The 23,922-nt window shown below is 61.1% G+C and carries 21 protein-coding genes; 8 read left to right on the plus strand and 13 right to left on the minus strand.

Features of this window, described 5'->3' with window-relative positions; translation table 11 throughout:
* Nucleotides 1-94 precede the first annotated feature (94 nt).
* Genes lptD through EL255_RS17035 form a run of 6 tightly spaced genes read left to right on the plus strand, consistent with a single transcriptional unit; the run spans nt 95 to nt 6,887 of the window.
* Complete coding sequence (lptD, locus tag EL255_RS17010; RefSeq protein ID WP_042654234.1) at nt 95-2,506, plus strand: LPS assembly protein LptD; 2,412 nt, start codon at nt 95-97, stop codon at nt 2,504-2,506.
* A 30-nt stretch (nt 2,507-2,536) separates the two neighbouring features.
* A complete protein-coding gene (surA, locus tag EL255_RS17015; protein WP_042654235.1) occupies nt 2,537-3,829 on the plus strand; it encodes a peptidylprolyl isomerase SurA in 1,293 nt (430 codons plus the stop codon).
* A 50-nt stretch (nt 3,830-3,879) separates the two neighbouring features.
* A complete protein-coding gene (gene pdxA, locus EL255_RS17020) occupies nt 3,880-4,875 on the plus strand; it encodes a 4-hydroxythreonine-4-phosphate dehydrogenase PdxA (RefSeq protein WP_042654326.1) in 996 nt (331 codons plus the stop codon).
* Nucleotides 4,865-5,692 (plus strand): 16S rRNA (adenine(1518)-N(6)/adenine(1519)-N(6))-dimethyltransferase RsmA, encoded by an 828-nt coding sequence (rsmA, locus tag EL255_RS17025; RefSeq protein ID WP_042654236.1) that lies wholly within the window; start codon nt 4,865-4,867, stop codon nt 5,690-5,692. The genes pdxA and rsmA overlap by 11 nt, the downstream gene beginning before the upstream one ends.
* 4 nt (nt 5,693-5,696) lie before the next feature.
* Nucleotides 5,697-6,059, plus strand: a complete 363-nt coding sequence (gene apaG / locus EL255_RS17030; protein WP_042654237.1) for a Co2+/Mg2+ efflux protein ApaG — start codon at nt 5,697-5,699, stop codon at nt 6,057-6,059.
* A gap of 6 nt (nt 6,060-6,065) precedes the next feature.
* Complete coding sequence (locus EL255_RS17035; protein WP_042654238.1) at nt 6,066-6,887, plus strand: symmetrical bis(5'-nucleosyl)-tetraphosphatase; 822 nt, start codon at nt 6,066-6,068, stop codon at nt 6,885-6,887.
* 69 nt (nt 6,888-6,956) lie between these two features.
* On the opposite strand, the gene EL255_RS17040 is transcribed toward EL255_RS17035, so the two are convergent.
* Together EL255_RS17040 and EL255_RS17045 are read right to left on the minus strand one after the other, a co-directional pair.
* On the minus strand, nt 6,957-7,442 hold the full coding sequence (locus EL255_RS17040) for a 2TM domain-containing protein (RefSeq protein WP_042654239.1): 486 nt from the start codon (nt 7,440-7,442) through the stop codon (nt 6,957-6,959).
* A 222-nt stretch (nt 7,443-7,664) separates the two neighbouring features.
* The gene (locus EL255_RS17045; protein WP_042654240.1) at nt 7,665-8,654 is read right to left on the minus strand and encodes a luciferase-like monooxygenase; all 990 of its coding nucleotides are present in this window, start codon (nt 8,652-8,654) and stop codon (nt 7,665-7,667) included.
* Between the two features lie 247 nt (nt 8,655-8,901).
* On the opposite strand from EL255_RS17045, the gene EL255_RS17050 reads away from it, so the two are divergent.
* A complete protein-coding gene (locus EL255_RS17050; RefSeq protein ID WP_042654241.1) occupies nt 8,902-11,790 on the plus strand; it encodes an HD domain-containing phosphohydrolase in 2,889 nt (962 codons plus the stop codon).
* A gap of 58 nt (nt 11,791-11,848) precedes the next feature.
* Here EL255_RS17050 and EL255_RS17055 read toward each other — a convergent pair whose 3' ends face one another.
* From EL255_RS17055 to rplU, 4 genes are all read right to left on the minus strand, one after another.
* The gene (locus EL255_RS17055; RefSeq protein WP_042654242.1) at nt 11,849-13,219 is read right to left on the minus strand and encodes a YjiH family protein; all 1,371 of its coding nucleotides are present in this window, start codon (nt 13,217-13,219) and stop codon (nt 11,849-11,851) included.
* Nucleotides 13,220-13,591: 372 nt separating this feature from the next.
* On the minus strand, nt 13,592-14,797 hold the full coding sequence (cgtA, locus tag EL255_RS17060) for an Obg family GTPase CgtA (protein WP_042654243.1): 1,206 nt from the start codon (nt 14,795-14,797) through the stop codon (nt 13,592-13,594).
* Between the two features lie 189 nt (nt 14,798-14,986).
* Nucleotides 14,987-15,244, minus strand: a complete 258-nt coding sequence (gene rpmA, locus EL255_RS17065; RefSeq protein WP_042654244.1) for a 50S ribosomal protein L27 — start codon at nt 15,242-15,244, stop codon at nt 14,987-14,989.
* Between the two features lie 19 nt (nt 15,245-15,263).
* Nucleotides 15,264-15,575 carry a 50S ribosomal protein L21 gene (rplU, locus tag EL255_RS17070; RefSeq protein ID WP_033130528.1) on the minus strand — a complete coding sequence of 104 codons (312 nt, stop codon included), beginning with the start codon at nt 15,573-15,575 and terminating at the stop codon, nt 15,264-15,266.
* Nucleotides 15,576-15,817: 242 nt separating this feature from the next.
* On the opposite strand from rplU, the gene ispB reads away from it, so the two are divergent.
* Nucleotides 15,818-16,789 carry an octaprenyl diphosphate synthase gene (gene ispB, locus EL255_RS17075; protein ID WP_042654245.1) on the plus strand — a complete coding sequence of 324 codons (972 nt, stop codon included), beginning with the start codon at nt 15,818-15,820 and terminating at the stop codon, nt 16,787-16,789.
* Nucleotides 16,790-16,874: 85 nt separating this feature from the next.
* On the opposite strand, the gene EL255_RS17080 is transcribed toward ispB, so the two are convergent.
* From EL255_RS17080 to mutL, 7 genes are all read right to left on the minus strand, one after another.
* The gene (locus tag EL255_RS17080) at nt 16,875-17,063 is read right to left on the minus strand and encodes a DUF2065 domain-containing protein (RefSeq protein WP_042654246.1); all 189 of its coding nucleotides are present in this window, start codon (nt 17,061-17,063) and stop codon (nt 16,875-16,877) included.
* 87 nt (nt 17,064-17,150) lie between these two features.
* A complete protein-coding gene (gene hflC, locus EL255_RS17085; RefSeq protein WP_042654247.1) occupies nt 17,151-18,035 on the minus strand; it encodes a protease modulator HflC in 885 nt (294 codons plus the stop codon).
* Between the two features lie 3 nt (nt 18,036-18,038).
* Nucleotides 18,039-19,190 carry an FtsH protease activity modulator HflK gene (gene hflK, locus EL255_RS17090; protein WP_042654328.1) on the minus strand — a complete coding sequence of 384 codons (1,152 nt, stop codon included), beginning with the start codon at nt 19,188-19,190 and terminating at the stop codon, nt 18,039-18,041.
* A 91-nt stretch (nt 19,191-19,281) separates the two neighbouring features.
* The gene (gene hflX, locus EL255_RS17095; RefSeq protein WP_042654248.1) at nt 19,282-20,568 is read right to left on the minus strand and encodes a ribosome rescue GTPase HflX; all 1,287 of its coding nucleotides are present in this window, start codon (nt 20,566-20,568) and stop codon (nt 19,282-19,284) included.
* 63 nt (nt 20,569-20,631) lie between these two features.
* Nucleotides 20,632-20,895: an RNA chaperone Hfq gene (gene hfq / locus EL255_RS17100; RefSeq protein WP_033128769.1), complete on the minus strand. Its 264-nt coding sequence runs from the start codon at nt 20,893-20,895 to the stop codon at nt 20,632-20,634.
* A gap of 72 nt (nt 20,896-20,967) precedes the next feature.
* Nucleotides 20,968-21,864, minus strand: coding sequence for a tRNA (adenosine(37)-N6)-dimethylallyltransferase MiaA (gene miaA / locus EL255_RS17105; RefSeq protein WP_042654249.1), 897 nt, complete (start codon nt 21,862-21,864; stop codon nt 20,968-20,970).
* Between the two features lie 118 nt (nt 21,865-21,982).
* Nucleotides 21,983-23,842 carry a DNA mismatch repair endonuclease MutL gene (gene mutL, locus EL255_RS17110; protein ID WP_042654250.1) on the minus strand — a complete coding sequence of 620 codons (1,860 nt, stop codon included), beginning with the start codon at nt 23,840-23,842 and terminating at the stop codon, nt 21,983-21,985.
* Between the last annotated feature and the right edge of the window lie 80 nt (nt 23,843-23,922).

Consider the following 23,922-nt stretch of genomic DNA (forward strand, 5'->3'; position numbering starts at 1 on the left):
AAGCAATGACATGCAATGTCAACTCGATGGATCCTGACATAAAATGCATGCCCTGAATCAACCGTTTTTACCACGGATTGCGCGAGCCTTTCACATGACAAAATGGACACTGGGATCTTCTTATCCCATCGCCCTGAGCATCAGCCTTGTTCCTGCCCTGAGTCCGATCATGGTGCAGGCTGCGCCACTCAACGCGCCACCGGCCACCGGGATCCTGAACAGCCTCTGTTATGACTATGTCCCCAAGATCGAGAAACCGAAGGCGGATCAGGATGCCAACGCCTTGCCGGTCGAGGTGGATGCCGATCGCCTGGAGGCCAAGCAGGGTGGCACCGCTGTCTATGAGGGTGACGTCAAGGTCCGTCAGGGCGTGCGCAAATTCGACTCCGACTATGCCCAACTGGATCAGAAGAGCCGGGATGTGATCGCCATCGGCAACATCTATTACAACGACGGCCAGATCACCGTCACCAGCGACAAGACCCTCAAATCCAACCTGGATACCAAGGATTCGGAGCTGGAAGAGGGCAAGTACCAGGTCCACGGCTCACCGGTGCGCGGCTTCGCCGACAAGGTGACCATGACCAACAACAACCAGAACATCACTCTGGAAGGGGCTCAGTACACCACCTGCCCACCTGGTCAGGAGGCCTGGACCCTGAAAGCGGGCAGCATCGATATCGATCAGACCGAGGTGTTTGGGGAGGCCTATAACGCAACCCTCTGGCTCTATGACTATCCGGTCTTCTACACCCCTTACATCAATTTCCCTATCAAGGATGAGCGCAAGACCGGCCTGCTTTACCCTTATTACAAGCAGAGTTCCGACAATGGCATGGAGATCACCCAGCCATTCTACTGGAACATAGCCCCCAACTACGACGCTACCATCACCCCCCGTTTCATGGACAGACGGGGCCTGATGAACCAGGTCGAGTTCCGCTACATGCCGGATCCAGCCCATGTCGGCAGCCTCTATTTCGAGAACCTGGACAACGACAAACAGTACGACGAGACGGCCAGTCTGCATGACAACCTGTCCGACGGGCATCGCTATCTGATCAATGCCCGCCACACCTCCATGTTCATCGACAATGCCCTGCGGGTGTCGGTGGACTACACCAAGGTGCGGGACAATGACTACAACTACTTCAACGACTTCGATCCCAGCGTGGGTACTCAGGTCGACAACCAGTTGCAGCAATCCTTGACGGCCGGTTACTTCCAGCAGAACTGGAACCTCAAAACTGAGGTTAGAACCTATCAGATCCTGCTGGCGGGGGCTCAACAGCCTCACTCCATGTTGCCGCGCATCGACCACAACTACTACCAGCAGGGCAACTGGTACGATCTGGCCTGGAACACCGAACTGACCAAGTTTGGCTATGACAACGACGAATCCACCATAGGTGAGGTCTACACAGGCACCCGTCTCTACACTGCGCCCACCCTGACGGTGCCGCTCATCAATGCTGCCGGTTACTATCTGGATAGCCAGTACAAGCTGATGTATACCCACTACAATCAGGAAGTACCGGATGCCAGCAAACTCACCGCCTACTACCGTGACCGAGGGTTGACCGAACTCGATGAGCAGGTCACCCGGGTACTACCCTCGGTTCGTCTCAAGGGCGGCCTCACCTTCGATCGCCAGCAGGATTGGTTTGGCGAGAGCGCCAGCCAGACCCTGGAGCCCGAGTTCCAATACCTCTATGTCCCCTACAAGGATCAGGACAACATAGGTATTTACGACTCCACCACCATGCGCCAGGACTACTACAGCCTGTTCAGTGACCGTCGTTACGCCGGTCTCGACCGCATCAGCGACTCCAACCGGCTCTCCCTCGGTCTCACCACCCGCATCTACGATCCGGCCGGTGATGAACGAATTCGGCTGGCCGTTGCCCAAGCATTCGACTTCGTGGCCCCCAAGGTCACGCTCTATCCCAGCGACGAAGCCAGCATCAATACCCGCTCCCCCCTGTCATTCGAAGGGGATGCCAAGATCAATGAACAGTGGTTTGCCCATGCCGGGGCACAATATGATATGGAGCAAAATCGTATCAGCTCGGCCAACAGCGCGCTGGAGTACCGCCGCGATAAGCTGATCAGCCAACTGAGCCATCGCTTTATCCGCGATGCCAACTACGACCTGGACAGCAAGGGCCAAGAGATCACAGACCTCAACCAGATCGGCATGCTGTTGACCACTCCGCTCAACGCTCAGTGGCGCCTCTATGGCGGTTACTATTACGAACTCGATCAAGGGGTCAAAGTGGATCGCAAGGTGGGACTGAAATATGACTCCTGCTGCTGGAGCATCAACTTCAACATGGAGTGGGTCAACGATCCGGATAACGTCAGTTACAAGCCCAGCTCCGAGCGCAGCCTGGGTATTCAGTTTGAAATGAAAGGATTGGGTAGCGTGGGTACCGGCTCCAAGGGCACCTCCCTTGACACCGAAGCACTGCCTTACATTCGTCCGTTTAACCTGCGAGACCAATAACCGGTCTGGCAAACGCCTTGAGAGATGGATATGAAGAAGACGTTGATTTCCCTGCTGACGGCAGGCCTGTTTGGAGTCATGAGCCAGGGTGCCCTCGCCGCCCCCGAGCTGGTGGACAAGGTGCTTGCCGTGGTCAACAAGGACGTGGTGCTGGCCAGCCAGCAGGAAGCCCTAGTGCAGAAGGTGAAGGCCTCCGCTCAGGAGAGCGGCCAGTCCCTGCCCGATGACGCCACCCTGCGCAAGCAGGCGCTGGACCGCCTGATCCAGGAGAGCCTGCAGCTGCAACTGGCGGATCGCCAGGGCCTCAAGATCAGCGATACCCAGCTGGAGCAGGCGATCCAGAGCATCGCCGCCGACAACAAGATGAACCTGGATCAGCTGCGTGCCCAGCTGGCCCGGGAGGGGATCTCCTATGCCCAGTACCGGGAAGAGGTACGCCGCGAGATCCTGATGAACGAGGTGCGTCGCAGCCAGGTTCGCCGTCGCATCAACATCTCCGAGCAGGAGGTGAAGCAGGTGGTCGAGGCGCTGCACAAGCAGGGCCAGCAGCAGACCGAGTTCCATGTCGGCCATATTCAGGTCTCCCTGCCGGACAACCCGAACGCCGAGCAGCTCAATGCCGCCAAGAGCAAGATTGAGCGCATCCTGGCCGCCCTGAAAGAGGGGGCCGACTTCCGCAAGCTGGCCATCGCCGAGAGCAACGGTCCCAAGGCGCTGGAAGGGGGTGACTGGGGCTGGATGAGCCCGCAGGAGATGCCGACGCTCATGGCCGAGGCGGTACAGGGTGCCAGCAAGGGGGACATCGTCGGCCCGCTGCGCTCCGGTGCCGGCCTGCACATCATCAAGATCTTCGACACCAAGGGTCAGCAGCAGGTCATGATCTCCGAGGTGCGCGCCCGCCACATCCTGATCAAACCCTCCATCATCCTGAGTGAGGAGAAGGCCAAGAGCACCCTGGACGGCATACTGCACGACATCAAGAGCGGCAAGGCCAGCTTCGCCAGCATGGCAGAGAAATACTCCGAAGATCCGGGCTCTGCGGTGCAAGGCGGGGAACTCGGCTGGTCCGACCCCAACGTCTATGTGCCGGAGTTCCGCGACATGGTCAACCGTCTCCAGCCGGGTGAGCTGAGCGAGCCGTTCCGTACCAGCCACGGCTGGCACATAGTGCAGCTGGAAGAGCGTCGCAGCCAGGACGCCACCGGCAAGGCCCAGGAGCAGCGCGCCTATCAGCTCATCTTCAACCGCCGTTTCACCGAAGAGTCACAGGCCTGGCTGGATGAACTGCGCGACGAAGCCTACATCCAGATCGAACCCAATTAATGGGCGATGAGCAGATGAACAGCCAGCATCCAGATCGAGTCCAAAAGCAGATGAGCTGTCGTCGTCTCGCCATCACGCCGGGTGAACCGGCGGGCATAGGTCCGGATCTGGTGCTGCAGATAGCCCAGCGGGATTGGCCCCATCAGCTGGTGGTGATCGCCGATCCCGCCCTGCTGCTGGCGCGGGCCGCCCTGCTGGGGCTGCCCATAGTGCTGGAACCCTATGATGCCAGCGCCCCTGCCCACCCGCAGCGGGCCGGCACCCTGACCCTCTGCCCAGTCGAACTCGGCGCCCCCGTGGTGCCGGGTGAGCTGGATGAGGACAACGGCGCCTATGTGCTGGCCACCCTGCAACGGGCCTGTGACGGCAACCTGAGCGGCGAGTTTGCCGCCGTGGTGACCGGCCCGGTGCACAAGGGGATCATCAACCAGGCCGGCGTCTCGTTCAGCGGCCACACCGAATTCTTCGCCCAGCAGTCAGGCACCGCCGACGTGGTGATGCTGCTGGCGACAGAGGGGCTGCGGGTGGCGCTGGCGACCACCCATATCCCGCTCGCCTATGTGGCCGGGGCCATCACCGAGGACCGCCTCGGCAAGGTGATCCGCATCCTGGATGCGGATCTCAGGACCAAGTTTGGCATCCAGCAGCCCCGTATTTACGTCTGCGGCCTCAATCCCCATGCCGGGGAAGGGGGCCATCTCGGTCGGGAAGAGATCGAGGTGATCGAACCCGCCCTGGCCGGCTTGCGCCAGGAGGGGATCGATCTGGTCGGCCCGCTGCCGGCCGATACTCTGTTCCAGGACAAATACCTCAAGGATGCGGATGCGGTACTCGCCATGTACCACGACCAGGGGCTGCCCGTGCTCAAATACAAGGGCTTCGGCAGTTCGGTCAATATCACCCTTGGACTCCCATTCATCCGCACTTCGGTGGATCACGGCACCGCTCTGGATCTGGCAGGCAAAGGCCTGGCGGACTCGGGGAGCCTGATCACCGCGATTAACCACGCCATTCAGATGGTAGAGAAAAAAAGCTATGAGCAGTAAGGTGCAGAGCAACAAGGTGCACATGGGCCACACGGCCCGTAAGCGTTTCGGTCAGAACTTCTTGCACGACCGTTATGTGATCGATCAGATAGTGGCCGCCATCAACCCGCAACCGGGTCAGAACCTGGTGGAGATCGGGCCGGGTCTGGCCGCGCTGACCGAGCCGGTCGCGTCCCAGATGGACAAGATGACGGTGGTCGAGCTGGACCGGGATCTCGCCGCGCGCCTGCGCGAGCACCCCACCCTCAAAGACAAACTGACGGTGATCGAGGCCGATGCCATGCGCTTCGACTTCGGCACCCTGATGGGGGAAGGCAAGGGACCGCTGCGCATCTTCGGCAACCTGCCCTACAACATCTCCACCCCGCTGATCTTCCACCTGTGCGAGTTTGCCGACCGGGTCGCAGACATGCACTTCATGCTGCAAAAAGAAGTGGTATTGCGGATGTGTGCTGGCCCTGGCAGCAAGGCCTATGGCCGCCTGAGCGTCATGGTCCAGTACTACTGCCAGGTGATCCCGGTGCTGGAAGTGGGCCCTGGCGCCTTCAAGCCGGCCCCCAAGGTGGATTCGGCCGTGGTGCGACTGGTGCCCCACCAGAACCCGACCATAGTCGCGAAGGATCTGCGCTGCCTGAGCCGCGTCTGTACCGAGGGCTTCGGTCAGCGCCGCAAGACCATTCGCAACAGCTTCTCCAACTTCATCACCGACGCTCAGCTGACCGAGCTTGGCATCGATGGCAGCCTGCGCCCGGAGAATCTCTCCCTCGCGCAGTTTGTCATGATCGCCAACTGGCTGGCCGACCAGCAGCAGGCCTGATCCCATGCCATCGTCCCGGATAGTGATCCGTCCGCACCCCAGCTATGTGGCCGGTACCCAGGATCCCTACCATTTTCTCTATCTCATCGAGATAGAGAATCTGGGGCCGGGTACGGTGCAGCTGCTGCATCGGCGCTGGCTCATCACCGACGCCAATGGCAAGATGCTGGAAGTGGAAGGTCCCGGGGTCGTGGGCGAGCAGCCCTTCATCGCCCCCGGTGAGACCTTCAGCTATCAGAGTGGCGTTCCCCTCGCCACTCCGCTCGGCGTGATGGAGGGTAGCTATACCCTGCAAGACGAGTCGGGGCAGCAGTTCGAGGCCCCCATCTCCCCCTTCACGCTGGCCGTTCCCCACATAATTAACTGAGGTTTCATGGCGAACTGTTTCGTCGGTGATGTCCAGGGCTGTTACGACGATCTGCGCCGTCTGCTGGATCTTGCCGAATTCGACTCCGACAAGGACATGCTCTGGCTGTGCGGCGATCTGGTCGCCCGTGGCCCGGACTCTCTCAACACCCTGCGTTTCGTCAAGTCGCTGGGGCAGCGTGCCGTCACCGTGCTAGGCAACCATGACCTGCACCTGCTGGCGGTCGCCAACGGGGTCGCACCGCTCAAGAAGAAAGACAAGCTGCAGGCCCTGATGGAGGCCCCGGATCGGGACGATCTGCTGGAGTGGCTGCGCCAGCGCCCCCTGCTGGCGGAACACCCGGAGCTGCCCATCATGATGGTGCACGCCGGCCTCTCCCCCGCCTGGGACGCCCGCACCGCCCGCAACTGTGCCCGCGAGGTGGAGAGCCTGCTGCGCGGCGATCAATACCAGTGGCTGCTGCACAACATGTATGGCGATCAACCGGACAGCTGGCAGGATGATCTGGTGGGGGTAGAGCGTTACCGCTACATCATCAACAGCTTCACCCGCATGCGCTTCTGCTATTTCGACGGCCGGCTCGAGTTCAAGTGCAAGAAGGGCCCCACGGAGTCCACTCCGGGCCTGCGCCCCTGGTTCGAGCAGCGCGAGCACCATGTGGATGACCCCATACTGGTGTTCGGCCACTGGGCGGCACTGATGGGCGCGACCGGCAAGGCCGACATCAAGGCGCTGGATACCGGCTGCGTGTGGGGCAATAGCCTCACCCTGTGGCGCTACGAGGACGATGCCCTGATAGCGACCCCCTGCCCGACCCATGCCAGCTGAGCGGCGGTATCGATAATGCGACGGGCCCGGCATATTGCCGGGCCCGTTTTTTATGTGGTGCCTGTCAGATCACAGCTTGCGGCCCAGCCGTTTCTCGACCTGACGCCGCTCCCACTCCGGTCCGAACAGCTTGAACGGCTGGAACAGGTTGATGGCATGGGACATCAGACCCAGCCCCCAGCCCAGCATGGGCCACCAGGCCCAGATGTAATCCGGGTTGCTCAGGTAGTTGATGACGAAGAGCCCGCCGATCACCAGCACATAGCTGATGAGGTGGCCGTAGAAGCCTTTGAGCCCCTCGACGAACTTCATCGCCTCCCGCTCATCCCTGGCGACATGTACGCTCCCCTGACTGTCGATCTCATTTCCTTTCATCTCGCTCTCCTGCAGTTGAGTCACATCGAGCTCAAAGACGGAGGCCAGGGCCTTGAGGGATTCCAGTCCGGGTGGTTGCCCCTGTTCGATCCGCTGTATGGTGCGCACACTCAGACCAGACAGGGTAGCCAACTGCTCCTGGGACCAACCTCGCTGCAATCTCAATTTCCTGACTATCATCATCGGCTCCTCGTGGTTATGGACAGGGCCAGCATAGGGCCGAGCGGATGAAGGCAACACGACAAAGGCCTGACACCAACCTGACTTTCCTTAAGTATCAATGCATTAACAGCCAAACATCATCAGGGGCCTGATCGGTAGAGCGTCGCCCTGCCCTGTTGTAGCCGCCCCGGCAGGGCTAAGGGGTAGCTCGCTGCCGATGGTGCACCGAGCAACCAGGACTCACAGGCTTTGCATCAGCTCGGCCGCAATCTCGAACGAGCGCAGCCGCGCCTCATGATCGACGATGGGGCCGTTGAACATCAGCTCGTCAGCCCCGGTCTCGGCCAGCAGCGCCTGCAAGCCATGGCGTACTCTGTCTCGATCCCCCACCAGGGAGCGGGCCAGGGTTTGCTCCATCGCCATCAGTTCCCGGGGCGACCACTCCTCCCCCAGCTCCTGCACCGGCAGCGGCAACTTGCCCGCATCCCCCCGATAGAGCCGCAGGAACTGCTGCTGCACAGTAGTGAACAGGAAGCGGGCCTCCCGCTCGGTGTCGGCCGCCACCATGTTGATGCACACCACGGCATAGGGCCTGGGCCAGCGGGCGGAAGGCTGATACTGACTGCGGTAGAGCGCCAGCGCCTGCAGCAACAAGCCGGGCGCGAAGTGGGAGGCGAAACCGAACGGCAACCCCATGGCAGCCGCCAGCTGGGCGCTGTAGAGGCTGGAGCCCAGCAGCCAGATGGGCACCTCCAGCCCCTGACCAGGCACGGCCTGCACCGCGCCCGGCTGATCGCCGAAATAACGCATCAGCTCGCGCACATCGGCGGGAAAGTCATCCACCTCGCCGCTGCGTTGGCGACGCAGTGCCTGCATGGTGCGCTGATCGGTGCCGGGCGCTCGCCCCAGCCCCAGATCGATCCGATCCGGATAGAGCGAGGCCAGGGTGCCAAACTGCTCGGCGATCACCAGGGGCGAGTGATTCGGCAGCATGATGCCGCCGGAACCCAGCCGCAGGGTGCTGGTGCCGCCAGCCAGATGACCTATCAGCACCGAGGTGGCGGCACTGGCGATGCCCGGCATGTTGTGATGTTCCGCCAACCAGTAGCGGTGATAGCCCCACCGCTCGGCGTGTTGGGCCAGATCCAGCGAGCGGCGAAACGACTCGGCCGGTACAGACCCTTCGGGGACGGGCACCAGATCGAGGACGGAATAGGGGATGGCGGACATGGGACACTCCATTGCTTCACAATTCAATAACCTGGGGGCAATGTAGCATGAGATACCTGAATGGCACACTCGATACCCCATCATCCAGGGTGCCTCTGTGGCCACTAGGCCTGACCAATAAAGCCCCATAAGAAACTTTGTTGTGGCGTGCTAATAATCCCGGCCGGATAATTGTGCTTTTTGTCGCCCTGTGAGCACACTGAGAGGGAATCATCACGGCGATCGCCCGTGGGACAAGGATGCGTCCATGACAAAAGCTAGCCTCAGCCGTAGACCCTTTTACGTACACATCGCCACGCTCTTCATTCTGCTGTTCTCCGTGCTGGGGGGGGCCCTCATCCTGCTGCAGTTTCAACAGGGCATGCAGCAGGGGCTGGAACACGAGCGCCAGAGCTTCCTTCAGTATCGGGAGCAGCTGGCACTGGCCCTCAAGCTGAACCAGCGCCCGGCCCGCATGTCATTGAGCCTGCTGCGCAGCGGCCAGCTGGCCGCGATGACCAGCCTGGACGCTCGTCTCAGCTATCTGCCCCAGCTGGCCGAGGTGCTGGCCAACAGCGCCAGCTATGGCGCCATCTATGCCGGTTACGATGACGGTGACTTCTTCCTGGTGCGCAAGCTGACCAACAGAGCCAAGGCGCTGCTGGACAGCCCTCCCCCCGCCAGCCACCTGCTGGTGCAGAGCCTGAGTCAGGGCCAGGGAGAGTTCCTCTATTTCGACAAGCGGCTGCATCTGCTCGAGCGCCGGCCCATGCCGGACTACAGGTTCGATCCCCGCAGCCGTGACTGGTACAAGGAGGCGCGCTGGCGCACGGGCATCATAGTGACCCACCCCTATCTGTTCTTCACCACCAAGGAGCCGGGTATGACGCTGGCGGTGGAGAGCGACGATCGCCGGGCTGTGCTCGGGCTGGATGCTGGCGTGGAGGGGCTCTCCGCCCTCATCGGCGAGCTGCCCCTGCCCAGCCACTGCCAGCTGGTGCTGTTCGACGAATTAGGCACCCTGCTGGCGACCGATCCCAAGCGACTGCCCAGCTTCGAGCAACTGAGTCGGTTGCCCACGCTGTCGGTGCTCGAGCACCCCATCCTGACCCAGCTGCAACAACGGATAGTCACCCAGCCCACCCTGCTGCACGGGCCGACCGAGCTGACCCTGACCGCGGAGGATCGCAACGACTGGCTGGTCAACCTCTCCTCCTTGGATGAGGGCTCCCCCTTCTACATCGCCCTGCTGATGCCGGCGAACGTTCTCACCCAGCAGGCCCGCCACGAAGCCCTGGTCAATCTGACCTGGGCCCTGGCCGGCCTGCTGCTGCTGCTGCCCGTCATCTGGCTGGTGGCGCGGCGTACCGCGGCCCCCTTGCTGGCGCTGACCCGGGAGGCGGAGCGGATCCAGCACTTCGACTTTGGCGAGAGTGAGGGGCCCGACTCGGCGATCCGCGAGATCGACGATCTGGCCCGCACCATGTCCGGCATGCGGTTGACCCTCGGCAATTTCATGAACATGGGACGGGCGCTGGCGGCCGAGCGCCGCTTCGATTCCCTGCTCAATCGCATCTTGCACGAGACGGTCGCGGCCGCGCAGGCGGAAGGGGGCTGTCTCTACCTGGCACAGGACAAGCACATGACGGCGGTACAGGCCATCTGGCGGCAGCAACCCCTGGCCTGCGAGCAGGTGCACTGGCAGGAGGAGCTGCTCGGCGGCCTCTATCACACCGAGCGCCTCAGCCTGCCGCTCGATGAAGACCACTGGCAGCAATATCTGGCCGACTGGGGCCCCTTTCCGGGCCCCCGTCAGCTGCTGGCTGAGCCGCTGTACAACCATCGCCAGGAGCTGATCGGCTGTCTGCTGCTGATCCTGCCGAACTGCTCGTCACAGGAACTGGCGTCGCGCATCAGTCTGATCGAGGCGCTGGCGGGCATGTCCGCCTCCGCCATCGAGAACCAGCGCCTGCTGGAGGAGCAGAAACAGCTGCTGGAGGCCTTCATCGAGCTGATCGCGGGGGCCATCGATGCCAAGAGCCCCTATACCGGTGGCCACTGCCAGCGCGTCCCCGAGCTGACCCGCATGCTGACCGAGGCGGCCTGCGCCCAGCAGCAGGGCCCCTTCAGCGACTTCAGACTCAGCGAAGAGGAGTGGGAAGCCATCCATATCGCGAGCTGGCTGCACGACTGTGGCAAGGTCACCACGCCGGAGTTCGTGGTCGACAAGGCCACCAAGCTGGAGACCATCTACGATCGGATCCACGAGATCCGCACCCGCTTCGAGGTGCTCAAGCGCGATGCCTATATCGAGTCGCTGGCGTCCCGCCTGCCTGAGCAGGAGAGGATGGCGAGCCGGGAGGCAGTGGCACCGCTCTGGTCGATCCTGGATCAGGAGTTTGCCTTCGTCGCCGAGTGCAACCTGGGGGGGGAATGGATGGCGCCGGAGAAGCTGGCGCGGCTCGATGCCATCGCCAGTCGCAGCTGGTTGCGCACCCTAGATGACAGACTCGGCATCAGCCGGGAGGAGCTCAGGCGATATGAAAACGAACCGGCCCCGCCGCTGCCCTGCCGCGAGCCGCTGCTGGCCGACAAGCCCACCCACCTCATCCCTCGCCCCTCCCAGGATAATATTGCGGCGCACAACCCCTGGGGGTTCAAGGTCAAGGTCCCCACCTATCTCTACAACCGGGGTGAGCGCTACAACCTCGCCATCGGTCGCGGCACCCTCACCGAGGAGGAGCGCTACAAGATCAACGATCACATCATCCAGACCATCCGCATGCTGGAGCGGCTCCCCTTCCCCCATCATCTGCGCAAGGTACCGGAGATCGCCGGTGGTCATCATGAGCGGATGGATGGCAAGGGCTATCCCCGTCAGCTTCATGGGGCACAGATGAGCATCCCCGCCCGCATCATGGCCATCGCCGACATCTTCGAGGCGCTGACCGCCAGCGATCGCCCCTATAAGTCGGGCAAGACGGTGTCCCAGTCGCTGGCCATCATGCGGCACATGGCACAGGATCAACACATAGATCCCGCCCTGTTCACCCTGTTCGTCGACAGCGGCATCTGGCGGGACTATGCCGAGCGTTTCCTGGCACCGGAGCAGCTGGACGAGGTCAATAGCCAGAGCCTGCTGGTGGAGCCGGCCTAATCAGCGCCCATAAAAAACGGCCAACCGAGGTTGACCGTTTTGCCACGCAAGCGGGGGATTAGAACAGCAGATGCGCCACCCCGGCGATCACCGGCAGGGTGACCAGGGTGCGCAGCAGGAAGATGACGAACAACTCCCACAGCTTGACCGGGATCTTGCTGCCCAGCAGCAGGGCGCCCACTTCCGACATATAGATGAGCTGGGTGACCGACATGGCGGCGATCACGAAGCGGGTGATGTCGCTCTCTATGGTCGAGGCCAGCACCGCCGGGATGAACATGTCGGCAAAGCCGACCATGATGGTCTTGGAGGCCGCCTCGGCCTCTGGCAGTTGCAGCAGCTCCAGCAAGGGGACGAAGGGGGCCCCCAACCAGTTGAAGACCGGGGTATGCTCAGCCAGCATCAGGGCACAGGTCCCGATCGCCATCACCACCGGCAGCACGCCAAACACCATGTCCAGCGCATTCTTCACCCCTTCCCGCGCCACGGCGCCGAGATCCGTCATGCTGTCGGCCTTGGTCAGCGCGCGCTGATAGCCATAGCTCAGCACGCTGTGCTGCTGGGGAATCGCCTCCTGCTTGCGGCACAGGGGAGTGCCATCGCTATAGACATCTTTCTTCCAGGAGAGCGGGGGCAGGCGCGGCACCACGACGGCGGCCACCACGCCAGCCAGGCAGACGGTCAGGTAGAAGGGCACGAACATGTGCTCCAGCTTCACCTGGGAGATCACCACCAGACAGAAGGTGATGGAGACCGCAGAGAAGGTGGTGCCGATGACGGCGGCTTCACGCTGGGTGTAGAACTTGCCTTCATACTGCTTGCTGGTCAGCAGGATGCCGACGCTGCCGTCCCCCAGCCAGGAGGCGAAGCAATCTACCGCCGAGCGCCCCGGCAGGCGGAACACCGGGCGCATGATGCGGGTCATCATGGTGCCGACAAACTCCAGCAGGCCGAAGTCCAACAGCAGCGGCAACAACAGGCCGGCGAAGATAAACACCGAGAACAGCACCGGCAGCAGATCGTGCAGCACCAGGCCACCGGTCGCCCCGGAGCGCAGCACCTCGGGACCGGCCTCGAAGAAGGTCAGCAGCACGAAGACGCCGCCCAGCACCCGCACGCAGGCCCAGAAGGGAGAGACGTTGAACAGGCTGTTGAGGAAGGGGCGCCTCACCAGGATCGCCGGCTTGAACAGCCAGGTGACCAGGGTCATCAGCATGGTGGTGGTAATGATGCCACTGACCATGGCCACCAGATGATCGGCGAACACCGTCTGCACCAGCTTCGCCAGCACGGCGACGGGGATGGTGACATTGCCGTCATAGATGACGGGGGTCATAAACAGCAGGATCCCGATGAGTGACGGGACCAGGAACATCAGCACGTTGCGGCGGGTATGGATCGCCGGTGCCTGCAGGGTCTTTTCCAACATGATCTACAGCCTTAATGTTACTTTTCCTTCAGCCAGGCCGCCTGCATATTCATGCCATCGCCCGGCAAACGGGCGCAAGAATAACCCAAAAAAATGCACAAACAAGCTTTAAATGGATTATTTCAAGCATAAGTATTTTATCAGGCAAACCGTCCATAAGAACAACCCGAAACAGACATGCATATCAATTCAATTCAATTGGTTGGCATATTGTTTCATACAGGTTAAGTTCAGGTGCGCAGTATAATCAGTTGCGGTTGGCAGGCAATAAGTGGCATGAGAAATATATCTATAGAGTGATCCGGTCGATCCTCCCATAAAAAAACCGGCGCCTGTTGCCAGGCACCGGTTTCTCAGCGAAGCAGATGAAGATCAGTCGCGGACGTAGATGACTTCGACGCCGTCGTCGTCTTCATCGTCCAGATCGTCATCGTCTTCCAGGCCATCATCGAAGGCCATAGAGGCGGCCAGGGCGTCCGCCTCGGCCTGGGCCAGCTGGTTCTTGTGGTAGTCGTCCCACTTGAACTCGACCTTCTCGATGGCGGCCTTGGCGTCGGCTTCCAGCTGACGGGGCATGGTATCCAGCAGATCCAGGATGTCGTAGCACACCTTCTTGGTGCCTTCCTTGCTGATGGCGGTGATCTGGTAGACAGGACCTTCGTAGGCCAGCGCGGTCTTGACCCGCTCCATCACCTCGACCGCATCTTCTTCCAGGATCAGATCCATCTTGTTGAACACCAGCCAGCGCGGCTTGGCCGCGAGTTCCGGGCTGTATTTCTCCAGCTCGCGGACTATGGTGACGGCATTCTCGGCAGGATCCGAGTCATCGACCGGGCAGATATCCACCAGGTGGAGCAGCACACGGCAGCGTTCCAGGTGCTTCAGGAAGCGAATACCCAGACCGGCACCCTCGGCGGCACCCTCGATCAGACCCGGAATATCGGCGATCACGAAGGAGCGGGAGTTCTCACAACGCACTACACCCAGGTTGGGTACCAGGGTGGTGAAGGGGTAATCGGCCACTTTTGGACGGGCGGCAGACACGGCACGGATGAAGGTAGACTTGCCCGCGTTGGGCAGACCCAGCATGCCGACGTCGGCCAGCAGCAGCAGCTCCAGCTTCAGGGTGCGCACTTCACCCGGTGTACCGCTGCTCTTCTGATAGGGCGTACGGTTGACCGAGCTCTTGAAACGGGTGTTGCCGAGACCGTGGAAACCGCCCTTGGCGACCAGCAGCTTCTGGCCGTGATTGGTCAGATCCCCCAGCAGTTCACCGGTATCTTCATCACTGGCACGGGTACCGACCGGAACCTTAAGGACCCTGTCCTTGCCGCGACGACCGGTACAGTTGGAACCTCGACCATTCTCACCGCGCTCGGCGGCGTGGAAACGCTCGAAACGGTAGTCGATCAGGGTATTCAGGTTTTCGTCGGCAACCAGATAGACGTCACCGCCGTCACCACCGTCACCGCCATCCGGCCCACCGTTGGGAATGTACAATTCCCGACGAAAGCTCACACAACCGTTACCACCGTCACCGGCATCGACTCGAATCTGGACTTCATCAACAAACTTCATAGGTAACCGTCACCCTCAATTCGAAAAACCGATACGCAATTATAGTGGTACAGACCCCTGGGGGCGAGACGCATCTAGGCGATAAGGCCTGTCAACGCCGGCTCATCAGCGTGCCGTTTTTTCGTCAAACTCTTCAGAAAAACAAAAGCCCCGCCTGTTGGCGGGGCTTCGGATCCTTGCGGTCCGTAATTACTCAGCAACGATGCTAACGTACTTACGATTCAGCGGACCTTTAACTTCGAACAGGATCTTGCCAGTCGCTTTCGCGAACAGGGTGTGATCGGTGCCCAGACCAACGTTGGTGCCAGGGTGGAACTTGGTGCCACGCTGACGAACGATGATGCTGCCTGCCAGTACAGTTTCGCCACCGAAGCGCTTCACGCCGAGGCGTTTGGCTTCTGAGTCGCGACCGTTACGGGATGAACCGCCAGCTTTTTTATGTGCCATTTTTCAGATTCCTCTCGAATTAAGCGCTGATGCCAGTGATTTTGACTTCAGTGAACCACTGACGGTGGCCCGCTTGCTTGCGATGGTGCTTACGACGACGGAACTTGACGATAGTCACTTTCTCGCCACGGCCGTGAGCCACAACTTCAGCAATAACCTTGCCACCTTCAACGAAAGGAGCACCTACTTTAAAAGTGTCGCCTGCAGCAACCATCAGAACTTCGTTGAAGTCGATGGTAGCGCCAGTCTCAACGTTCAGCTTTTCCAGACGAACGATTTGACCTTCGGCCACACGGTGTTGTTTTCCGCCGCTTTGGAATACCGCGTACATTTGATTAACTCCGTAAAGGCGTGTCTTTTGCTCAAGGCCAGACACGCGCAAAAACCTATAACAATGGGCCGGCATTCTACGCAAATCGATTTGCTCAGGCAAGGCCAATTTCGCAAAAAGTTTATTTTGTGCGCATATCTGCCGCCGTGAATAAACGCTTAACTGTAACCCATTGTGAAATCGTGTAGAATCCCCGCCATTGCTAAAAACGCAGTAATTGCTGCCGTCACGTTACGAGACTTATGGACCAACAGACTATCCGTGCGCTCTGTGCCGCCGACATGACGGCGGTCAATGAACTGATCTTGGCGAGGCTTCAGTCCGATGTCAGCCTGATCAACCAGCTGGGTTTCTACATTGTCAGTGCAGGCGGGAAACGGATGCGCCCCATGCTGACGGTGATGGCCGCTCGCGCACTGGGGTACCAAGGTCAGGATCATCTCAAGCTCGCCGCCATCATCGAATTCATTCACACCTCTACCCTGCTGCACGACGACGTGGTCGATGAATCCGACCTGCGCCGCGGCCGGGAGACCGCCAATGCGCTGTTTGGCAATGCCGCCAGCGTACTGGTCGGCGACTACCTCTACAGCCGCTCCTTCCAGATGATGAGCGAGCTCTCCAACCTGAGGGTGATGGAGATCCTGTCGGATGCCACCAACACCATCGCCGAGGGGGAAGTGTTGCAGCTGATGAACTGCAACGATCCGGACACCACGGAACAGAGCTACATGACGGTCATCTACTGCAAGACCGCCAAGCTGTTCGAGGCGGCCACTCGTCTCGCCGCCGTGCTGACCCATCAGCCCGAGCCCGTCGAGCAGGCTATGACCGACTACGGCAAGTACCTGGGCACCGCCTTCCAGATCATCGATGACGTCATGGACTACTGCTCCCAGAGTGACGAGATGGGCAAGAACGTCGGCGACGATCTGGCCGAGGGCAAACCGACCCTGCCGCTGCTGCGCGCCATGGCGGTGGGCTCGCCCGAGGAGCGCCAACTCATCCGCGATGCCATCGAGCACCGCAATGGCATGGATCACCTTGACCGGATCCTGGCCATCCTGGACAGCACCGGCGCCCTCGAATACTCCCGCCAGCGCGCCCGGGAAGAGGCCGACAAGGCCATAGCCGCGCTTGCCATCCTGCCGGAGTCCGAGCACAAGCAGGCGCTGGCCACCCTGGCCCAGATGGCGGTGCAGCGCAGCGCCTGAGTCAGCGTTCAACAGCGAATGAAAAAAGAGGCCATCGGCCTCTTTTTTATGCGCTGCGCTTCGGCACAGCCTCCGTTTCTACGGCTCAATGCGCCAGCGCCCAGAGGATCACGCCCCCCGCCACCACCAGGCAGCCACCGATGCGGCGCAGTTGCTCCGGCGGCTGATCGCCGAGCAGGCGCAGCATCTGCTGCCAGGCCCTCGGCATCAGCAAGGGGCCCAGCCCTTCAAACAACAGCAGCAGCCCCAATCCCATCAGCATGGATGTCAGCATCCTCTCTCCTTGCACAAAAAAAGACCCGCTCGGCAGGTGGCTTGGCGCCATAATGCGAAAGGGCCTGAATGCTCAGGCCCTCTGGTCTTACTCTTTGGTGCCGTGAGGCGACTTGAGGTAGCGGAAAAACTCGCTGTCCGGCTTCAGGACCATCAGGTCGTTGCCACCGGCGAAGCTCTTGCGATAGGCCTCCATGCTACGCACGAAGCTGAAAAACTCGGGGTCTTTCTTGTAGCTGTCGGCATAGATCTTGGCGGCCTCGGCATCCCCTTCACCACGCAGCTGACGCGCATTACGCTCGGCGTCTGCAATCATGACGGTCACCTTGCGGTCGATGTCGGCACGCAGGATCTCGGCCTGCTCGCGGCCCTGGGAGCGATGCTCACGGGCAACGGCGGTCCGTTCGGCACGCATCCGCTGATAGATGGAGCTGGAGACTTCCACCGGCAGGTTGATCTGCTTGATCCGCACATCCACCACCTTGATACCGAGCTCGGAGGAGCGCGCCATCTTCATCAGGGCATCTTCCATCACGGTACTGCGCTCACCGGAGACGATGTCCTTGATGGTGCGGTTACCGATCTCGGAACGCAGACCGTTGTTGATCTTGCGCTTGAGCAGGTCTTCGGCCTGGATCTTGTTGCCACCACCTGTTGCCAGATAGTACTTGGAGAAGTCCTCGATCTTCCACTTCACGTAGGAGTCGATGATGAGGTCTTTCTTCTCCGAGGTGACGAAGCGATCCGCCTGACCTTCCAGAGTCTGGATGCGAGCATCCATCTTGCGAACCTGGTCAATCACCGGCACCTTGAAGTGCAGGCCCGGCTCGAAGAGGCGGGGCTCACCAGAGTCAACCCGCTTCACCTTGCCAAACTGCACGACTATCCCTTTCTGCCCTTCATCGACGATGAAGACGGAAGAGAAGCAGACCATGGCGGCCACAGCGATGACACCAATAGCTATTTTTTTCATCTATTAGTTTCTCCCTGTGCTGAAACGGTCACCGCCACGCAGCGGCGTCGGAGTGGAGTTAGCCCCTTCGTTGGACGGCTGGGCCGGCTCCACCGCAGGTGTGCCCGCCGGACGTGCCGGTTGCACGGCATTCGCCTTGCCAGACAGCTTGTCGAGCGGCAGGTAGATCATGCTGTTGTTGCCAGCAGGCATGTCGACCAGCACCTTGTTGGCTTGCTGATAGAGCTCTTCCATGGTTTCCAGGTAGATACGCTCGCGAGTCAGCTCGGGGGCAGACTGATACTGGGGCAGCAGCTCGTTGAAGCGAGCGACTTCACCCTTGGCCTTCAGCACGATCTGGGACTTGTAGCCTTCGGCTTCCTGTTCCAGACGCTTGACCGAGCCGCGGGCCTTTGGCTCCACTTCACGGGCATAGGCTTCCGCTTCACGAATGAAGCGCTGCTCATCTTCCTGGGCGGAGATGGCGTCATCGAAGGCGTCCTTCACTTCTTCTGGCGGACGAGCCGGCAGGAAGTTGACGTCGACGATCTGCAGACCCATCTGGTAGGGCTCGATGATGCCATCGATCACCTGCCAGGTCTCCTGACGGACTTTTTCCCGACCCGTGGTCAGGACGTCATCCATCTTGGTGTGACCCACCACGTAGCGCAGGGCGCTGTCGGTGGCCTGGCTCAGACTCTCGTCGGCATTGGTGACGCTGAACAGATACTGCTCCGGATCGACCACGCGATACTGCACGTCCATCTCGACCCGGACCACGTTCTCGTCCTGGGTCAACATGAAGCCGGAGGCCGGCAGGGAGCGTACAGACTCGACGTCCACCGGGATCACCCGATCGATGAAGGTCGGCTTCCAGCGCAGACCGGGATCCACGTTATGGGAATACTCCCCAAAGCGCAGTACCACCCCGCGTTCGGCTTCACGGATGGTGTAGAAGCCGCTGACGACCCACACCACCACGGCCACAACCAGTGCGATGGAGAGGCCAAACTTGCCTACATCACCACCACCCGATTTGCCACCACCGAACAGGCCACCGAACCGACGGCTCACCTTACGCAGCATTTCATCCAGATCAGGGGGTCCCTGATTCTTGCCGTTATTCCCCCAAGGGTCACGGTCTTTGCCGTTGTTTCCAGGCTCATTCCAAGCCATCAGCGTCTCCATTAATACATGCGGATGGATATCATCTCTACCGGGCCATCGATCGTTGACGAAGCCGCTAAGCCTTCATCTTCATCGACCATCAATGCCTGATAAAGCGTTGTAAACTCTCACCTTCTTGTTTCATGAGGCGGTTCCAGTCGGCCACTTGCAAGCGCACCTCCAGGACAAAATCCCCCTCCTCACTGAAACCTTCCTGCTCGATGCCTTTCAGCCGATAGAGCGCACTGCGCAATCTCGCGGCCGAGGGCGGCAACTGCAGGGTGTGATGGACCATGGATCCGGCCAGCAATTCGGTCAGGGCCGCGAACAGGTATTCGCTCCCCTCACCGGTCTGGGCCGACAGCCAGACCCGCAGTGGACGACCCTCGTCATCCCGCTCCAGGCCGGCCGGACGATCGGTCAGCTTGTCTATCTTGTTACAGATCATCAGCTGGGGACGGTCGTCCGCCTCGATCTCGGCCAAGACTGTCTGCACCGAATCGACATTCTCCTGCATCTGCTCATCGGCACAATCCACGACGTGCAGCAGCAGGTCCGCTTCGCGGGTCTCCTGCAGCGTCGCCTTGAAGGCCGCGACCAGATCATGGGGCAAGTGTCGAATAAATCCAACTGTATCCGCCAGGATCACATCACCCACATCCTGGATCACCAATTTACGCAGGGTGGGATCCAGAGTTGCGAACAATTGGTCGGCAGCATACACGCTGGCATCTGTAAGTTGGTTGAACAAAGTGGACTTTCCGGCGTTGGTATAGCCCACCAGAGAAACGGTTGGCACCTCGTTGCGGTTGCGGGCACGACGGCCCTGCTCACGCTGCTTCGCCACCTTGTCGAGTCGACGCAGAATTGCCTTGATGCGTTCCCGCAGCAGGCGTCGGTCGGTTTCAAGCTGAGTTTCACCCGGGCCGCGCAGACCGATCCCGCCCTTCTGACGTTCGAGGTGGGTCCAGCCTCGCACCAGGCGAGTAGAAAGATGACGTAATTGGGCCAGTTCAACCTGCAACTTGCCTTCGTGGGTACGGGCGCGCTGGGCGAAGATATCCAGGATCAGGCCGGTTCTGTCCACCACCCGGCACTGGAACAGACGCTCCAGGTTGCGCTCCTGGGCAGGGGTCAGGGCATGGTTGAAGATGACCACGTCGGCACCCAGCATCTGTACCTGGGACGCGATCTCTTCAGCCTTGCCGCTACCGACAAAAAATTTGGCACTGGGAGCGCTGCGGCTGGTAGTCACCACCCCCAGCGCATTCACCCCGGCCGAGCTCACCAGCATCTTGAGCTCTTCCAGATCCTCCCGCTCACCCTCATCGCTGAAGTTGACATGTACCAGAACGGCCTGTTCACCAGCTTCGTAACGGTCAAACAAGCGCTTGCTCCTTAACGGGTCTCATGATGAATCTGAGTTGGCGAGTCGGCTCGCCGCGGGATATCACGCCTCGGCTTCACCCTGTTCTTCACCGGCGGCGCCCGGGGCGGGCTGGTGATGGTTGACGGCGCGGGCCGGCACCACTGTGGAAATGGCGTGCTTGTAAACCATCTGGCTCACGGTGTTCTTCAGCAAAATGACAAACTGGTCAAACGATTCGATCTGACCCTGCAGTTTGATGCCGTTGACCAAATAAATAGAAACAGGAATCCGCTCACGGCGCAGCGCATTCAAAAACGGGTCTTGGAGAGATTGCCCCTTAGCCATCTTTCTTTTCCTTATAGTTTGTTGTTTTTAAACACCGGATATCAATATAACAACCTGATTATACAGGGAGTGTCAAGCCGCACCAGCACAGGCTAAGACCCTTGCCAGATTGCCAGACTCACCAGATTCCAACCAGGTCAGGTTGGGCCAACCGCGCAACCAGGTCATCTGACGCTTGGCCAATTGGCGGGTGGCAACAATGCCACGATAACGCATCTCATCATATCCCACTTCCCCTGCCAGGTAGTCCCACATTTGGCGGTAGCCAACGCAGCGAATTGCAGGCAGGTCGGGGGTGAGATCCCCCCGCTCAAACAGGCCGCGCACCTCTTGCTCGAAGCCGTTTTGCAGCATCAGATCGAAGCGTTGCTCGATACGTTGATGCAGCACGGCGCGATCGGAGGGCGCGATGGCAAACTGGTGCACCCGGTAGGGTAATCCTTCCCCCTGCACCTGGGTCAACTCGGTTAGCGTCTTGCCGCTGATGCGATAGACCTCCAGGGCCCGGCCTAGGCGCTGCGGGTCATTGGGGTGGATACGCGCCCCGGCGACCGGGTCGATGCGCACCAGCTCATCGTGCAGGGCCTGCCACCCGAGGCGAGCCGCCTCTTCTTCCAGCACGGCGCGGATGGCCGGGTCGGCAGGCGGCAGTGGTGAGAGCCCCTCCAGCAGCGCCTTGAAGTAGAGCATGGTGCCCCCCACCAGCAGCGGGATGCGGCCACGCCTGGCGATCTCGTCCATCTCGCGCAGGGCGTCGCGGCAGAAATCCGCCGCCGAATAACTCATGGCCGGATCCAGGATGTCGATCAGCCGATGGGGTGCCTGCGCCAGCTCGGCGGCACTCGGTTTGGCGGTGCCGATATCCATGCCGCGATAGATGAGCGCGGAATCCACGCTGATGATGTCGCAGGGCAGCGCCTGACACAGGGCGATGGCGAGATCCGTCTTGCCGGAGGCCGTCGGCCCCATCAGAAAAATTGCGTTCGGCAAGTCAGCCACGTTTAGGTTCCTCTAACACGTCTGCCCACAACAACAGGCACAGGGTGCGATAACTAGCCATTGTGTGAAGGCGTTGGCCCGTGGCGAATCAGACGCCATGGGCAAATTCCTCCAGCACGGTCGCCAACGACAGGGGGCGCACCATGCGAATGTCTGCCAGTTGGTCACTGAAATCGGTCACAAGTTCCGTCAGCAAACGACTGGCCGTTGAAAAATCATATATTTTTTCAGAGCTTATGCCCTGCTCTACCAGCCATTGGCATACTACCTCGGCCAGCTGGCTGCCATCACTGTCAGATCCGCTCTCGATTAACTGCAGCAATTCGGGTAAGAGCCTAACCAGATCGGTCTGGCGCAACAGCGCCGGCACCCGAGTCAGGATCATGGTGTCGCGCCCACCGCTTTTCAACTCCAGCCCGATGCGTTTGAGCAAACGTTCCTGCTCCTCCACCAGCGCAATCAGGTTTTTCGGCAACTTGAAGGAGACCGGCAGCAGCAAGGGTTGCGCCGCCAGCCCCTGGCCCCAGGCCTCCAGCAGCCAGTGGCGCAGCAGCACCCGCTCGGCCCGTACCAGGGAGAGCAGCGCCAGCTGGCCGTTGCGTTCCAGCAGCAGGTAGGCCTGCTCCACCAGGGTCAGAGCACGGCAACCCTGCGGCGACGGGCCAGCCGGGGCGCCGGCGGTCGGCGTCGCCACAGCCGCGTCACCCGCCATCGGCAGGGTGGTGAGCAGGGCGCCCATGCCACGCATCGCATCGCGGCCGGGGGGTTCGGGCGGCTGATAGCTGCCGGCGCGCGCCGCGCCCCCTTCCCGCACCTCCCGCGTAGGCACCGGGGCCCGATAGCTGTGCTCGGCACCGTACCACTCAGGGCGGGGAGCCTGGCCGGGGTACTCTATCTGCGGGCTGGCCGGCAGCTCGACCTGACTCTCGGCCAGCGGCTCGGCGGCCGGGGCCTCGCGGCGCAGGGCGGTGAACAGGGCCTGGAAGATGAAGTCGTGCACCAGGCGGGCCTGGTGGAAGCGCACCTCGTGCTTGGCCGGGTGGACGTTCACATCCACCTGGTGCGGATCCAGCTCGATGTAGAGCACATAGGCGGCGAAGCGGTCGGCCGGCAGCAGCTCGTCATAGGCCTGGCGGATGGCATGATTGATCAGCTTGTCGCGCATCATGCGGCCATTGACGTAGGTGTATTGCAGATCGTTCTGCGGCCTGGCCCCCGCCGGCAGCGCCAGCCAGCCCCGCAGGCGCACGTCGCTGTGCTCGCTCTCCACCGCCAGGGCGTGGTGCATGAAGGGGGTGCCACAGACGGCGGCGAGGCGGCGCTCCTGCTCCGCCACCGTGTTGGCGGACTTGTACTGGCGCACCACCTTGCCGTTGTGGCGCAGGATCAGGGTGCAGTCGAAGCGGGAGAGCGCGATGCGACGGATCAGCTCGTCGATGTGGGCGAACTCGGTCTTCTCGCTGCGCATGAACTTGCGCCGGGCCGGGGTGTTGAAGAAGAGATCCACCACCTCCACAGTCGTGCCCACCGGGTGGGCCGCCGGCTTGACGGTGACGCTCATCTCGCGCCCCTGCGCCTCGGCCTGCCAGGCTTCGGTCTGCTCCTGGGTGCGGGAGGTCAGGGTGAGACGGGAGACTGAGCTGATGGAGGCGAGCGCCTCCCCCCGAAAACCGAGGCTGTTGATCCCCTCGAGATCATCCAGGGTCGCCACCTTGGAGGTGGCGTGGCGGGAGAGCGCCAGCACCAGCTCGTCCTTGGGCACACCGCTGCCGTTGTCACGGATGCGGATGAGCTTGGCGCCGCCCTTGTCGATGTCGACCTCGATCCGGTCGGCGCCCGCATCCAGGCTGTTCTCCACCAGCTCCTTCACCACGGAGGAGGGCCGTTCCACCACCTCGCCTGCGGCAATCTGGTTGGCCAGGATCGGCGGCAAAATACGGATCGGCATCGTTTACTCCTGACGTTTCATCTTGCGGGATCCAGACGCCTTCACAACGAAGGCTGGCCGTTCCACCACCTCGCCGGTGG

This window comes from Aeromonas encheleia (assembly GCF_900637545.1).
GTDB lineage: Bacteria > Pseudomonadota > Gammaproteobacteria > Enterobacterales > Aeromonadaceae > Aeromonas > Aeromonas encheleia.